The sequence below is a fragment of the Vibrio ezurae NBRC 102218 genome, from assembly GCF_000467185.1.
Taxonomy (GTDB): domain Bacteria; phylum Pseudomonadota; class Gammaproteobacteria; order Enterobacterales; family Vibrionaceae; genus Vibrio; species Vibrio ezurae.
Window position 1 is genome coordinate 1 of record NZ_BATM01000035.1, and the last position, 13,699, is coordinate 13,699.

The 13,699-nt window shown below is 45.6% G+C and carries 14 protein-coding genes; all 14 read right to left on the bottom strand.

Going from position 1 to position 13,699, the window contains the following annotated elements:
- Positions 1 to 174: 174 nt before the first annotated feature.
- From VEZ01S_RS10845 to VEZ01S_RS10910, 14 genes are read right to left on the bottom strand one after another with little or no spacing between them, the layout of a single operon-like run.
- Positions 175 to 1,404 (bottom strand): beta-ketoacyl-ACP synthase, encoded by a 1,230-nt coding sequence (locus VEZ01S_RS10845; protein ID WP_021714088.1) that lies wholly within the window; start codon positions 1,402 to 1,404, stop codon positions 175 to 177.
- Complete coding sequence (locus tag VEZ01S_RS10850; protein ID WP_021714089.1) at positions 1,401 to 2,126, bottom strand: 3-ketoacyl-ACP reductase FabG2; 726 nt, start codon at positions 2,124 to 2,126, stop codon at positions 1,401 to 1,403. Before VEZ01S_RS10850 ends, VEZ01S_RS10845 begins: the two co-directional genes overlap by 4 nt.
- On the bottom strand, positions 2,123 to 2,587 hold the full coding sequence (locus VEZ01S_RS10855; protein WP_021714090.1) for a hotdog family protein: 465 nt from the start codon (positions 2,585 to 2,587) through the stop codon (positions 2,123 to 2,125). The genes VEZ01S_RS10850 and VEZ01S_RS10855 overlap by 4 nt, the downstream gene beginning before the upstream one ends.
- Positions 2,580 to 3,785, bottom strand: a complete 1,206-nt coding sequence (locus VEZ01S_RS10860; RefSeq protein ID WP_021714091.1) for a beta-ketoacyl-[acyl-carrier-protein] synthase family protein — start codon at positions 3,783 to 3,785, stop codon at positions 2,580 to 2,582. The genes VEZ01S_RS10855 and VEZ01S_RS10860 overlap by 8 nt, the downstream gene beginning before the upstream one ends.
- 17 nt (positions 3,786 to 3,802) lie before the next feature.
- Positions 3,803 to 4,417 carry a DUF3261 domain-containing protein gene (locus VEZ01S_RS10865; protein WP_021714092.1) on the bottom strand — a complete coding sequence of 205 codons (615 nt, stop codon included), beginning with the start codon at positions 4,415 to 4,417 and terminating at the stop codon, positions 3,803 to 3,805.
- The gene (locus VEZ01S_RS10870; protein ID WP_040890784.1) at positions 4,417 to 6,756 is read right to left on the bottom strand and encodes an MMPL family transporter; all 2,340 of its coding nucleotides are present in this window, start codon (positions 6,754 to 6,756) and stop codon (positions 4,417 to 4,419) included. The genes VEZ01S_RS10865 and VEZ01S_RS10870 overlap by 1 nt, the downstream gene beginning before the upstream one ends.
- Positions 6,725 to 7,351 carry an outer membrane lipoprotein carrier protein LolA gene (locus tag VEZ01S_RS10875; RefSeq protein WP_021714094.1) on the bottom strand — a complete coding sequence of 209 codons (627 nt, stop codon included), beginning with the start codon at positions 7,349 to 7,351 and terminating at the stop codon, positions 6,725 to 6,727. Before VEZ01S_RS10875 ends, VEZ01S_RS10870 begins: the two co-directional genes overlap by 32 nt.
- Before the next feature lie 40 nt (positions 7,352 to 7,391).
- Positions 7,392 to 7,844 (bottom strand): acyl-CoA thioesterase, encoded by a 453-nt coding sequence (locus VEZ01S_RS10880; protein ID WP_021714095.1) that lies wholly within the window; start codon positions 7,842 to 7,844, stop codon positions 7,392 to 7,394.
- Positions 7,844 to 9,397, bottom strand: a complete 1,554-nt coding sequence (locus tag VEZ01S_RS10885; RefSeq protein WP_021714096.1) for an HAL/PAL/TAL family ammonia-lyase — start codon at positions 9,395 to 9,397, stop codon at positions 7,844 to 7,846. The genes VEZ01S_RS10880 and VEZ01S_RS10885 overlap by 1 nt, the downstream gene beginning before the upstream one ends.
- On the bottom strand, positions 9,384 to 11,090 hold the full coding sequence (locus tag VEZ01S_RS10890) for a glycosyltransferase family 2 protein (RefSeq protein ID WP_021714097.1): 1,707 nt from the start codon (positions 11,088 to 11,090) through the stop codon (positions 9,384 to 9,386). The genes VEZ01S_RS10885 and VEZ01S_RS10890 overlap by 14 nt, the downstream gene beginning before the upstream one ends.
- A gap of 1 nt (position 11,091) precedes the next feature.
- On the bottom strand, positions 11,092 to 11,451 hold the full coding sequence (locus VEZ01S_RS10895; protein WP_040890785.1) for an ApeI family dehydratase: 360 nt from the start codon (positions 11,449 to 11,451) through the stop codon (positions 11,092 to 11,094).
- Between the two features lie 38 nt (positions 11,452 to 11,489).
- Positions 11,490 to 12,875 carry an AMP-binding protein gene (locus VEZ01S_RS10900; protein ID WP_021714099.1) on the bottom strand — a complete coding sequence of 462 codons (1,386 nt, stop codon included), beginning with the start codon at positions 12,873 to 12,875 and terminating at the stop codon, positions 11,490 to 11,492.
- The gene (locus VEZ01S_RS10905) at positions 12,872 to 13,441 is read right to left on the bottom strand and encodes a COG4648 family protein (RefSeq protein WP_021714100.1); all 570 of its coding nucleotides are present in this window, start codon (positions 13,439 to 13,441) and stop codon (positions 12,872 to 12,874) included. The genes VEZ01S_RS10900 and VEZ01S_RS10905 overlap by 4 nt, the downstream gene beginning before the upstream one ends.
- Positions 13,441 to 13,698 carry an acyl carrier protein gene (locus tag VEZ01S_RS10910; protein ID WP_021714101.1) on the bottom strand — a complete coding sequence of 86 codons (258 nt, stop codon included), beginning with the start codon at positions 13,696 to 13,698 and terminating at the stop codon, positions 13,441 to 13,443. The genes VEZ01S_RS10905 and VEZ01S_RS10910 overlap by 1 nt, the downstream gene beginning before the upstream one ends.
- Position 13,699 lies beyond the last annotated feature (1 nt).

Consider the following 13,699-nt stretch of genomic DNA (forward strand, 5'->3'; position numbering starts at 1 on the left):
GATTGTAGAATAACGACTTATCAAAAAAATCTGCCTTGTTTTCGAGCATTTTTCCTGCGCTATTTCTAATCACTGACTGAGTGCGATTAGTATAAGATATAAAAAATCACCGCAGAAATTCTGCGGTGATTTTATTTAACTGAACAAATAGTATTGTCCTGATATCATCGATGATTAGTCGATACTTTTCTTAAAGATCAATGACGTATTAATACCGCCAAAGGCAAAGTTATTGCTCATCATATATTCGACATCTAACGCACGGCCTTCACCGGTAATGTAGTCTAAGTCACCACACTGCTCATCGATGTTTTCTAAATTCAGTGTCGGGTTAAACCAACCGGTATGCATCATTTGAATACCTAGCCAAGCTTCAATCGCGCCACATGCTCCTAAGGTATGCCCAAAGTAGCTTTTTAGAGAGCTGATCGGCACATTACCTAGTGCGCTTTCAGTCGCATTACTTTCTGCGATATCACCACGATCGGTCGCCGTGCCGTGAGCAGAAACATAGTCGATAACTTTCGGGTCTAGCTCAGCGTCTTGCAATGCCATTTCCATACAAATTTGCATGGTTTCTTTTTGTGGCTGGGTCACATGAGCTGCGTCGCAGTTGCTAGCAAAGCCAATCACTTCAGCATAAATTTTTGCACCGCGCGCTTTGGCGTGCTCATACTCTTCAAGCACTAAAGTGCCTGCACCTTCACCAATCACCAAACCATCACGATCAGAGTCGTAAGGGCGAGGGCTGCTTTTCGGTGCATCATTTTTTAAGCTGGTGGCAAATAACGTATCAAATACTGCGGATTCCGTAGGGCAAAGCTCTTCTGCGCCACCGGCAACCATCACGGTTTGATAGCCGTGTTTAATAGCTTCATAAGCGTAACCAATGGCTTGGCTACCTGAAGTACACGCACTGCTTGTAGGAATTACGCGACCTTTTAAGCCAAAAAATAACCCTACATTGACCGCGGCAGTGTGCGGCATCATCTGCACATAAGTGGTTGCGGTGATGGCTTTGGTGGTTTTGTCATTCAGCATCACGCCAAAAGCGCCGATGGCATCGGTGCTGCCTGTTGATGAACCATAGGCAATACCAGTTTGGCCGTTGGTCAGTATCTCAGCACCAAGCAAACCGGCGGTTTGCAGTGCATTTTCGGTGGCGACAGTCGCCAGTTTTGAGACTCGCCCCATACCACGCACTTGTTTGCGCTTGTAGTGTTTTGGCAATTCAAAATTATCGATAGGTGCGGCTAGCTTGGTATTAAGACCATCATACTGCTCAAAAGAAGGCATATATTGAGTGGCGTTTTCGCAAGCACGCAGTTTGGGTTCAATCGTTTCCCAGTCGTTACCAAATGCGGTAACACCGGACATACCCGTTACAACAACTCTGCGCTTCATATTAAGCCTCCGTTGACAGAAATAACTTGGCGGGTGACATATCGCGCAATATCAGACATTAAATAGCTGACTAATCCTGCGACTTCTTCAGGCTCACCCATACGGCGTAGTGGAATTTGTGGCAGTGCATGTTCTTTAACGTGCTCATCAACCATACCGGTATCGATTAAACCTGGCGCTACGCAGTTCACGGTAATTTTTCTTTTACCCAGCTCAAGTGCCAGTGACTTAGTCGCACCAATAATGCCGGCTTTAGCGGCACTGTAGTTCGTTTGACCACGGTTACCCATTAACCCTGAAACAGAGGTTAGACACACGATACGTCCGCCTTTACGCTTTTGAACCATAGGCATGACACAAGGATGCAGTACATTGTAAAAGCTATCTAGATTGGTGTGAATGACCCCATCCCATTGCTCTTCTGTCATGGCAGGAAAAGCCGTATCGCGTGTAATTCCGGCATTATTGACAACACCATAGTAGGCGCCATGAGTTTCAATATCAGCTTCAAGTTCAGTGCGACACTGCTGGCGGTCGCTGATATCAAATTGGATAAGACGCCCCTTGCCACCATTCTCTTCAATGGTGTTTAGAGTATCTTGGGCACCTTGTTGGTCTCCCATGTAGTGGACGGCAATGGTAAATCCATCATTAGCCAATTGAATGGCAATGGCCTTGCCAATCCCTTTACTTGCGCCTGTCACCAACACTTGTCGGGTCATTGTTGACTCCTAGTCTTCATTTCTTGTAATTTGTTTTTGGATGGTACATACACATTCAGTTGGCAACTTGCCAAGACGGTTTTCTCAAACTCGATGCGAGCTGTAAACACAGCCATACCATTATCTTCCATCAATTTTTCAGCGTAAACATCCAGTGTTTGCCCTTTTTCGAATGCGTCACAATGCGCAGTGTAACGTCGACTTCCTAGCAAAAAACCAATCGCGGGTTGCTCACCTTTTTGTAGTGAGTGATAACCCGACCAAGCCGCGAGTGATTGAGCCATAAACTCAATACCTACGTAGGCGGGAATTTGCTTTGTCTCAAGATCGAAAAATAGATTGTGTTCACCAATGTCTACTTGACAGTGCACGGTATCCTGCTGGATATCCAAAGCTCTATCAACAAAGATCATTGGTTCATCATGAGGCACTAACTGTGCAATCGGTGGGTAGTCAGTCATTTATTAAACCAAAAATTAGGCTGATATTATTTCCACCAAACGCAAAAGAATTACTCAAGATAGCTTTACCGTGCAACTTGGTCGGCGTTTCAACCAGTGACACGTCGATATCCTCTGCTTTTTCTTTGCAATGTTGGAGGGGAAGTTCTAAGTCGTATTTTAAAATATGCCAAGCAATCGCCGCTTCCGTTGCACTGGCGGCACCCAGAGTATGGCCAGTTAGAGGCTTTGTTGAGCTCACCGCCACTTGGTCTGCAAACAATCGATAGATGGCTTTGCTCTCCATACTATCGTTAAGTGGTGTTGCTGTGCCATGTGCATTGACGTAACCAATATTTTCAGTCTGTAATCCGGCGTCGTCTAATGCTTTTTGCATGGCGCGTTTTGCGCCCAGTCCATCGGGGTGTGGCGCTGAAATATGGTGGGCATCTGAGCTGTCTCCAGCACCCAATAAAGCAATGTTTGCAACGTTAGGAGTGCTCAAAGGAGTTTGGCTTAGCAGCATCAAAGCGGCAGACTCTCCAATGTTAATGCCATCACGCGCAGCACCGAACGGTTGACAAAGGGTATTGGAAAGGGCCTCTAGACCGTTAAAGCCATTTAATGTGAGTTGGCAAATAGAGTCTACACCGCCCACTAAAACAGCATCAACAATACCGCTGCGCAACAAGCGTTGTGCACTGATAAATACCCGTCCACTGGAAGAGCATGCTGTCGAAATTGAGTAACAAGGGCCCGTGATGCCAAAGTAGGCGGCAATGAAATCACTGCTGTTGCCTAGCTCTTGTTTACGATAGTGAAAGTCTTCTGGGAAATCACCCTGCTGCAACTTATGTTGAAAAGCAGCCTCACCATCGGCAATGCCAGAGGTACTTGTGCCAATCACAACGGCGATACGGTGCTGACCATATTGAGCGATAGCATCAGTAACGGTAGCTTCAATTTGTTGCATCGCTGAAAGTGCGAGTTGATTATTACGAGTATCGAAATGAGCTAGGTGCTGTGGGATCTTTGGCAAAGACTCTTGTACTCGGCCAATGACCGTTGCTGTATTGGTATTGAGTATGTGCGCGTCTTGCACCATATGCGAGGCGCGCAGACCAGACAGACATTGATGTATCTGGGTGTGGCTGGCTCCCATTGCTGAGTGAAAGCCACAGTCATGGATGAAAATAGGTTGAGATTGTTGTGTTGTCATTATGGCTATCTATGATGCTAATCAGTTTTTTGAAATTGAAGCGTAGTAATAGTTATAGTGTAATCATCAATAAGATGATGGAAAATAATTTTACCACTGAGTTTATCTTCATGACTGTATTGGATATTGATGACTTCTTTACCACTGTCGTCGTAGATGCTTCGGCTATTTTCAGTCTCTATAATTTTCCAATTTACTTCACTTAATGGGCCTTCCCAAGCGGAAACAGGCCACACTGTAATCATTAGATTAAACAGTACTTGCTCTGGAGCAGGTAACACATTGTTCAGCCCAGCCAGTACCTCACTGGTGACTTTATCGCCTTGGTATTCAAGGGATAATATTCTCGTTCCCCACGAGGAAAATCCTGCCAACACCAGCTTGTCTTTGGTGACTTGCAGCTGAACAGGCAGTTGCTCTGTACGGGTTTGCTGTCCGTTATGCCAGCTGGCTTCAATCAATTGACTGGCTGTTAGTGCATAACCTAGAGAGTCGGCCGTAGGTAGATGCACTTGCTTATGCGCCGTGATGTTGACCGCAGGCGTATGCGTTACTGGTGTAGAAACACACGCACTTAATACCAAGCTGAGCAGTAAAGTAAGCAGTGATTGAGAGTATCGACAAAGCCTCATTATTGATCCTTTTGGGTAATGGCTAACGGTGACAACAACCATGCGACAAAAATGCCACACAATACCGTGATACCAAAGCTATGAATGGCATGGGTTTGGCTAAGTGACAGTAACCCAAATGAAAGTAGTGTGGTCATTGCTGACAGGGTAATTGCCAGCAACGTACTTGGGCTACGTGACTTCTCTGCAAAAAATAAAGTGTAATCGATACCGATCCCAATGATTAAAATAAGCGCCAGCAAATTAAACAGATTCAATGAGGCACTGATGGTTAAGGCAGCGGCCAGCCCTGCCAAGCAGGCAATCACAGACGGCAGTAAAATCTTCACCGTATGTCTAAATCCGTAGCGTTTAACCAGTATCAGAGCGATGACGCTCAGTGCTGCCAGTAATAGCTCAACCACTTTAACGCGATATTTCGCAAATAAGGACGAAATCTCTTCTGCCTTGTTTAGGTAGCTGATATCCGCTTGCGTAGAGACAAAGGCTTTGACTTGCTTAGGGTGGTGGAGCTCATTTAATAGCACCACACTGGCAACGCTATTTTCGATGTTTCCTACGTATAAAAATCGCGTTGGTTCAGAGACAACGTGCCCTAAATAATCTTGTAGAGAAACAGGAGCAAAAGGTTGTAAAACATGGGGTGTATCAGTGAGAGACAGCGCTTTGCTCAACGCTCCTGCTTGTGTGTGATACAAGTGTTCAATGAGTTGGTGGCTTTGCTTTTGACGTGACGCTGAGCTTATATATTGAGACAGGTCTTGATAGCCTTTAATGGTGCCATTACCTTGCCAGCGATTAAGAGTTGGCTCTAGGGATTCTAAGCGTTGCAATAAAGCTTCATCGTTGGCCGCGGTGACAACCAACATTTGTTGTGAAGAGGCTTTCCCACTGAGCTGAGCAATAAACTGTTCTTGCTGTTTTAGATTTTCAGGCATGGCTTGCAATTGACGTATATCGTCGTTGTATTGCAGGTGCAGTAAAGGGACTAGCGAGACCAATAAGCACAGGATAGGTAGGGCATATTTAACGGGCTTTTTCGACCATAAAGTCAGCCATTTTTGCCAAAGCAGTTTACCCGGAAGGGTTCGGCTTACACTGGGTTTAGCCGCTAAAATAGGGTACCAAGCAACCACGGTAACATAGGCGGCAATTAAACCAATAGAGGAGAATAGAGCTAACTGTTGCAAGCCAGGAAATGGCGCAATGAGCATGCCTAAATAGCCAATTAAGCTAGTAGCAAGTCCCATGGTTATTGCGATAAAAATGTGCTTTAAGCCTTGGCGACTGTCCCATTCCTGCCCCGCGGCAAGACGCTCAGTGAGGTAATGAAATGCGTAATCAATGGAGACCCCAATCAGGCTTGCACCAAAGACTAAACTAAACAGATGGATACGCCCAAAGATCAACGTCGTCAGGGCTAGTGCGGATAACAGGCCCACACTAATGGACAGAATCGCAAGCAGTAGTGGCATCGCACTACGAAAGACGCCAATCACCAACACAATAACGCCTAACAGTGAAAATAAGCCGATAGTGCTGATCTCGGACTTGGCACTTTGGGTGCCGAACTCCGCATAAAATAAAACGCCAGTATGAAGCGTTTTTGCCTGAAATTGCTCCGATAGTGAGTGCTCAATGGCTAGAATTTTAGGTACGCCTTTTTGCGCACTCAAGCTATAAGGTGAATCTTTGAGGGTGGCGGTCACGAGCAGATATTTACTGCCTTGGTGATCAGCCGATAGAAAACCATTGTCGATAGTAAATGCTGAGCTGTTTTGCGTTAACTGCGATAAATAGTCTCGAAACAGTAAAAATGGATCGCTGCTGAGTTCAGTACCTGTCACACCAGAAAATGGGTTATAGACAGATTGCACCACTAATTGAACCTGATCTTGAGGGGCACGTTGTAGGCGCTCTCGTTGCTGGGGCGTCAATTGTTGAAAGCGGTTTTTAAAATAATAAGACGCCCATAGCTGTTGCTGATCAGCACTGACTTTTCCGACCACATCCTTAAACAGTCCAGTGTTTGCTAACGATGTTTCTAATTGGCCTGCGGCGGTATAAATAGCATCGTCGTTTGCGGTAATCGCAAACACCACTTTATTACTTAAATTACCTGAGAGAGATTCAAAGGCTTGCTCTACCACCGGATTTTGCTCATTGATCGGTAATAGCTTTAGGATATTCGTCTCGATAGGGGAGTGGGCTGACCACATCCACTGTTTTGCCAACATCGCGACAAACAACAGCACCAAAGCGAGCCATGCGTAGGCGACTTTGTGGCTGTTGCTCATTGGCTGAGGGTTATTTGAAGCTGAATTGAGCTTTTTCAGCATCATTTAGATTCTCAGGTTGATGGGTTTGGTTGGAAAAGACTATCTCGGTTTTATCACCACGGATCTCTTGTAAAGTGAGGCTATCGATGTTGTCTTTACCGACTAATACAATCGAGGTAAAGACCGAGTTTAACGGAGCTTGCGTTGGTGTCAATGTAATAGTCCAAACACTTGATTTTACACTAAAATCTATGTCGAATTGTGCTTTTAATGCTTGAGTGTCCCCATGAAATACCGCTAAGAATACATGGCTAAAATAGAACGCCATCGGGTTGTCTTTGGCCGTGATCACTTGAGGGGTTTGGTTGGCAAATGTTTGGCGCAGTTTGTCTTTGGTTAACACTAGATTGACGGGGAATGGCGTATTTTGTTGCCACAATAACCCCTCATTCTTGCTGAGAGTAAATGTGCCTTGTGAGCGCAGAGGCTGGGCAAACATCTCAATGCTACGCAATTGAGTAAAATCACCTCGAACCATCGGGTGTTTAGCCAACTGCGTTTGCAAAGAGGCAAGATCGGTTACTTGAGCGTATGACAATGGCGACACTATCATTAAGGCCATCAACAGCCACTGGGTTAGGTTGCGGTTTTTCATGGTGCTATTTCTCGCTGTGTAAACGTCACTTGTGAGTCTGTTATGACTCGGGGTTATGGCCATGGCTATGCCAGTATTCGACTTTATCGGTCAATACCTTAGGCGATACAAAACACATTTCTTCGCTGTCTATAGATACCGCCACTTGCATAGTGTGTGCTTTACACATTCTTTGCTTTGTTGCTGCATCGTAGATTACATAGTCAACGCGTAACCGATTTTCCCACTCCGTCAATGTTGCAACCACCTTGATCTCATGACCAAAAGGAATTGCTTTGACATAACGCACTCGAGTGTCAATGATCGGCCACATATACCCCGATTCTTTCATGGCTAAATAACCATAGCCAATCTTGTCCATTAATACTCGACGAGCTTCTTCGAAAAAACGAAAGTAGTTGCCGTGATAAATGACCCCCATGGGATCCGCATCCTGAAAAGAGGTGACTAATGTCACCTCAGATTCGAGCAAAAATCGGCTGTCGCTTGCCATTATTTCTCCGAGTATAGAGGCCAGTGGCGCTGTTGGATACGAGCCATAAAGTGGCGTAAGTCATGCTCAAGAGGGCGATCTTCTTCGACAAATGTGAACTCGCTTAGTACTGCATCACGAATCGCTTTTAGATTTGAGCTCAGGTGCTCTTCATCCAATTCATTGTGACGACGGCGAATTTCAAGCGCTTGTACACTGGCCAGTAACGAAGCAGCTGCGACTTGTTCTGTAAGCTCAAGAACGCGTACACAGTCACGTGCAGAAATGGTCCCCATGCTGACTTTATCTTGGTTATGACACTCAGTCGAACGAGAGAATACGCTCGCTGGCATAGTGTGTTTTAGTGCTTCAGCTGTCCATGCAGAAATACCAATTTGTACGGCTTTAAAGCCGTGGTTGATTGGCTTTCTTTCGCCTTCTGCGCCAGTTAGGTTAAATGGAAGTCCGTTGTTGAACTTATAATCCATTAGCTGAGCCATTTGACGATCAAGAAGGTCTGCTAGGTTAGCAATACCGGTTTTCAAGGTGTCCATAGCCATAGCAATATGGCCGCCGTAGAAGTGACCACCGTGCAGTACACGCTCGTTGTCACCGTCAATGATAGGGTTATCATTGGCACTGTTAAGTTCGTTTTCAATTAAAGAACGAATCCACGGTAGAGAATCTTGCACCGCGCCAATAACGTGTGGTGCACAGCGTAGTGAGTAACGGTCTTGTAGACGGTCACTGTTGCGCGGTGGACGCTCTGCTTTCAGATCATCGCGAATCCATGCGGCGATTTGCTGTTGACCTGGATGAGGTTTCACCGCAAATAATGCTTCGTCGAAGTGGAATTGGTTGCCGTTCATGCCCACTGATACAAGTGCGGTAATTTTAGAACAAAGCTGAGCAAGGTATTCTGCGCGTTTGTAGGCAAGACAAGCAATACCTGTCATGACTGCTGTACCGTTCATCAGTGCTAGGCCTTCTTTAGGCTTCAGGCGAATTGGATCAATGCCTAGCTCTGCAAATACTTCTGCGGTTGGGCGAGTTTCGCCTTTGTACATTACGTCACGCTCGCCAATTAACGCGGCCGCAAGGTAAGACAGCGGTGTTAAGTCGCCACTTGCGCCAACGGAGCCTTCTTGAGGGATACGTGGCGTGATATCTTGGTTGATCAGAGTAATGATTTGATTTAACAATTCATGCGTAACACCTGATACACCTTGTGCTAGAGAACACAGACGAGTCGCAAGAACTGCTCTAGATTGCTCGTGCGTTAGAATGTCACCTAGACCACAGCCGTGGAAACGGGTTAGGTGCAATGGCAGGTCGTCGATCAAGTTAGGTGGAATTGCCACTGTGCATGAATCGCCGTAGCCAGTTGTGACACCGTAAACCACGCCATCTTCTTTTAAAAGACGCTCTAAAAACGCCACACCGCGATCAATTTTGCTGGTGAACTCTGGTGCGTTATTTAGGTTGGCATTGGCACCTTGTGCAATGGCAACAACGTCTTCTATAGAAAGCGCCTGAGCGCCAAAGGTGATAGTGCTAGTGTTATTTTCTGTCATCTTTCTGATCACTTAATGTCCAAAAATTAAAAAAGTTATACCACTGCAAAGGAGCTTGCAGTGTGTAGTGCTGCAAACGGTCGGCATAGTTTTGCACAACGTTTTGCAGGGCTTGTTGACGTTCTTTTCGAGGAAGAATGATGGTGTCGCTAAAAGGTTCGAAATAAACGTTAAACAGCGGCTTTTCACTCGAGTCATCTCGCAATCCAAATAGCAAATACACGGGCGCTTTCAGCACAGATGCTAGCAAAAATGGACCTTGGGGAAACGGTGCGGGTTTTCCTAAAAAGTCAGCCCATACTGCGCGGCTTTCTTTACTGATTGAGGTGCGATCGCCCACAATCACTACCCATTCACCCGCTTCTATTTTTTGTTGCAGTAATATAGCGGTATCAGGCCCAATCGTATTCACTTGGATTAAGTTTAGGTCTGAATTGGTATTTACGGTTTTCATTACCGTGTTAAATCGTTCGGCATGTTCGGTAAACACCAGTGCATTAATTTTCACGTGTGAGTATTTACGCGCCAGCGCACGACATAACTCAATGTTACCCAGATGAGAACCAATGAGTATTACACCGCGCTGGCTTTCAGCGATCTTAGGAAAGTGCTCTTTGCCATGAATGGTAAGGTTTTCATTATTGAAATCTCCTTTCCATGCGGCCAATTTATCCAGCATGGTGTGCCCAAATGAGAGCAGGTGATGATAGCTGTCTGTCGATTTGGGCAACGTGATGTCGTGTTCAGTCGCATACTGTTGAATCTGCGCTAAGTATTGCTCAGAAGCCAACTTGGCGTCTTTTCCAGTGAAGTGGTAGTAATGAATCACTACTTTAAGTATTTGATTAAAGACGTTTCGCCCTAATAGGCTATAGATGGCCAGCATCAGTTTGATGCCAAGCACCGTGCCTTGCTCTTTACGTTTTGACCAATGGGCTTTATCTGAGGCTACCGGTTTTCGCCAGTGGCGTGCTAATAGCTTAGGGATTCTGGGTAACATGCCAAAAAAGAGGCGTGTGTGCATCCAGCTGATTTTGACGTTGTCCCATAATGCATCAAAGTGAGAGATACCGCCTTCTGGATAAATGACGTGGGTTTCAACAAAGTCGATGTCGACACCTTCCCAGTACATACGCACTAAGATTTCGATGTCAAAATCCATACGTTGGCCTATGCGGTACTTATCCAAAACCGCCACTGTTTTTGCCACGGGATAGGCGCGAAAACCGCACATGCTGTCTTTTATCGATAACGATAAGGTTTCTATCCATACCCATATATGTGTCGCGTAGCGGCCATATAATCGTGATTTTGGCACGCTGGCATCGTAAACGGGCTGACCAGAAATTAAGTGGCTTGGGTTCTCTTCAGAGCAAGCAATAAGCTTAGGCAGGGCATCAATATCGTGCTGACCATCGGCGTCAATTTGCACGACATGAGTGTATCCAAGCTGGTGGGCTTTTCGAATGCCAGCCATCACTGCGCCGCCTTTGCCAGAGTTTTCAGGCAAAGTCTCTAAGATCACATCGCAATGGTTGTTTAATTCTTGCAGGGCTTGTTTTGTCGCATGATCACTGCCGTCATCGACCACAATACAAGGTAGCGAAAACGTGTTCAGTGATTCAACCACTGCGGCAATAGTGCTGCCATGGTTGTAGCAAGGGATTAAAAAGCACGGCTGGTATTTTTCCACGTTAGTTCCCTAGTTTCATTTTGCCAGAGGAGTGGGAAACCCATTCATCACCCTGTTTAGAGCGGTATTTGAACGTGAGCTTTTGTTTGTCGTTGTCCCAACTAAGATCTAGGGTAACGAGTGCATCAGGAAAGATAGGCTCTTGGAATTTAATGACTTCCATCCCTTTAAATATTGCCGGTGTGCCAAGATATTTAATGGCATAGAACAGGGCCCAATCAATTTGCGAGACGCCAGGTAACAAAGGGAAATGAGCAAAGTGGCCTTTAAAATCCAAAATGTCTGCATCTACGTTTAAGCGCAATGTTGCCTGTGTGTCGGCAACATCAATGTCAATGATGGTTGGTTTTCTTTTATCCATGTGCTCACCCATGTGCTTTTTCAAGTCTGTCATTTTGTTCATGCTTGAAACAGCGTCTTAATTTCGTTGACTTGTCGCTTCCCTTGGCTATTTAAGGGAATCTCAGTGACTAGGCGGTATTTGCGCGGAATGGCAACAGGCTCTAGCCAATCTCGTAGAGTTTTACGTAGTGCAATCCAAAATGGACCTTTGCCTATTCTTTGCACTTCGTTGCGTCCTTCATCGGTTAGCACTAATACCGCACAAATAGTTAAGCGGTGTCCTTCTTGCATCGGGATGGTCGCACTTTCTTCAATCCAGCTCAGTTGCTCTAGACGTTTTTCGACTTCCACTAACGAGACACGCTTTTCTTCAATTTTGATCACACGATCGGTACGACCTTTAAGATCAAACGTATTCTTATCGTGAAATTGGCACTCATCAGCGGTTTGGTACCATTGATCACCGGCAATATGTGGCGCACGTAAACGTAGGCAGTGCTCGCTGTTTAACTCAGCCTCAACACTGGGAAACAGCTGCCAAGGTGAGGTAGGAGAGTGCTGTTGGCGAAATGCAATGCCGCCGGTTTCTGTGCTCCCAAAGACTTCTAAAGGAAGCGTACCGAATAAGGTTAGACTGTGTTTAGCTGCCGTTTCTGGCAGTGGCCCCCCTGAAGAGACAATACGACGATAAGGCGCTGGCGATAAGTGATTGGTCAGACGTTTCAGTAGCGCAGGGCTGCTGATCAATACTGAATCTGTACTCGCGTGCTGGGCAACCTGCTCAGGAAACTCTAAATTATGTATCGCAAAAGGGCGACCTGCACACAGTGGCCACAGCAGTCGGAACAGCAATCCATAAATGTGTAAGTGAGAGACTGTGCTTTCAATACGAGTGTCGACCATCTCAGCTCCCCATAGGGATTCAAGTATGGCGATTTCATCGTCCAACTGTCTGAGCTTTTTGACGATGGCTTTGGCGGTGCCACTGGAGCCAGATGTAAATAAGGTCACGCACACGGCATCGATATTAAGCGGCATAGATATGACACTGTTATGGATGAGCGGTGCACTAACAGAAGATTGAACGACTTCAAGCGTGTCTAATTCAGTGCTAATGCTGATATCAGCATCATGCAGAACGAGATCAAAATGTTGACCTAACTCTTTGACGGCTTGTGGCTGATAGTTGCCAGGTAATATCAACGATTTATTGGCATAACAAGCTGCAAAAAAGCTCACGGCAAATAGGTAGCTATTGCCAAAACACAAAGCAATACGTTGTGCACTGTGTTGAGCTAAGTGATCGGCATAGTAGGCCACATCACTTTGAAACTGTTGCCACGTAATGCAGGTTTGCTGATCGAAGGCCACAACAGTTGTGCCAAGGCGCTCTGTACTCAATAGGTGAGTAAGAGAAGAAAAGCTAGGGCGATCTAGATTCATTTTTTCTTACGATCCTTAAGGAGAAACTGGCGAACAATCCACTCTATTGCGAATAATGATCCGGCAAGAATATAGCTAATTAACCCGTTGTAGAGTGTCCAAAGCTGCAGTGAATGAAAGCAGGTATACAGGGCAAATAACCCATTAGAAATAAAGAACACACACCAAATTTGGGTGACTTTTCGCGTGTAGTCGACCCCACTTTGTGGCAAATCAGGATCTTGAAGTCTTGCTAAGCGTTCAATAATGGTTTGTGGCTGTTTTAAGCTAGATGCGAATACCACTAACATACATAAATTGACCACCACAGGGTAAAATGTCAGCCAACCATGTTGTTTAAAAATGAGTCCTAAACCGACCAGAGAGATGCCCGTTACAGCGCTGATTTGCGCGACGTATTTCAGCTCTTTAAGTTTAGTTTTTTGAACACTGAGTAAGCGAACTCCCAACGCGAGGATCAACAAAATCCCCACGATGGAAAATCCAAACCTATCGATGCCGAAGTACACAGCAAAGGGATAGGCTAGTAGGACAACAGCGGACAGAATTGTCAGCAATTGGCGCATTAGTCTTCCTTTAGAAGCTCAGCGACAGCGTTCACTACATCATCAACCGTACGTACAGTGCTAAATTCGGCTGGTTGGATCTTTTTACCGGTTACATTTTGTAAGTGAACAACCAAATCAACGGCGTCAATGCTGTCCAAATCAAGATCGGTATATAAATGAGCTTCAGGCACGATATCGGCGCTATCCAGTTCGAATAGCTCTACTAGGGCATCTTTAACTTGATCAAATACTTGATCTTTACTTACGTCTGTCATG

Coding starts and splice junctions, on each gene's coding strand:
- VEZ01S_RS10845 (WP_021714088.1), bottom strand. CDS start 1,404: ATGAAGCGCAGAGTTGTTGTAACGGGTATGTCCGGTGTTACCGCATTT.
- VEZ01S_RS10850 (WP_021714089.1), bottom strand. CDS start 2,126: ATGACCCGACAAGTGTTGGTGACAGGCGCAAGTAAAGGGATTGGCAAG.
- VEZ01S_RS10855 (WP_021714090.1), bottom strand. CDS start 2,587: ATGACTGACTACCCACCGATTGCACAGTTAGTGCCTCATGATGAACCA.
- VEZ01S_RS10860 (WP_021714091.1), bottom strand. CDS start 3,785: ATGACAACACAACAATCTCAACCTATTTTCATCCATGACTGTGGCTTT.
- VEZ01S_RS10865 (WP_021714092.1), bottom strand. CDS start 4,417: ATGAGGCTTTGTCGATACTCTCAATCACTGCTTACTTTACTGCTCAGC.
- VEZ01S_RS10870 (WP_040890784.1), bottom strand. CDS start 6,756: ATGCTGAAAAAGCTCAATTCAGCTTCAAATAACCCTCAGCCAATGAGC.
- VEZ01S_RS10875 (WP_021714094.1), bottom strand. CDS start 7,351: ATGAAAAACCGCAACCTAACCCAGTGGCTGTTGATGGCCTTAATGATA.
- VEZ01S_RS10880 (WP_021714095.1), bottom strand. CDS start 7,844: ATGGCAAGCGACAGCCGATTTTTGCTCGAATCTGAGGTGACATTAGTC.
- VEZ01S_RS10885 (WP_021714096.1), bottom strand. CDS start 9,397: ATGACAGAAAATAACACTAGCACTATCACCTTTGGCGCTCAGGCGCTT.
- VEZ01S_RS10895 (WP_040890785.1), bottom strand. CDS start 11,451: ATGGATAAAAGAAAACCAACCATCATTGACATTGATGTTGCCGACACA.
- VEZ01S_RS10900 (WP_021714099.1), bottom strand. CDS start 12,875: ATGAATCTAGATCGCCCTAGCTTTTCTTCTCTTACTCACCTATTGAGT.
- VEZ01S_RS10905 (WP_021714100.1), bottom strand. CDS start 13,441: ATGCGCCAATTGCTGACAATTCTGTCCGCTGTTGTCCTACTAGCCTAT.
- VEZ01S_RS10910 (WP_021714101.1), bottom strand. CDS start 13,698: ATGACAGACGTAAGTAAAGATCAAGTATTTGATCAAGTTAAAGATGCC.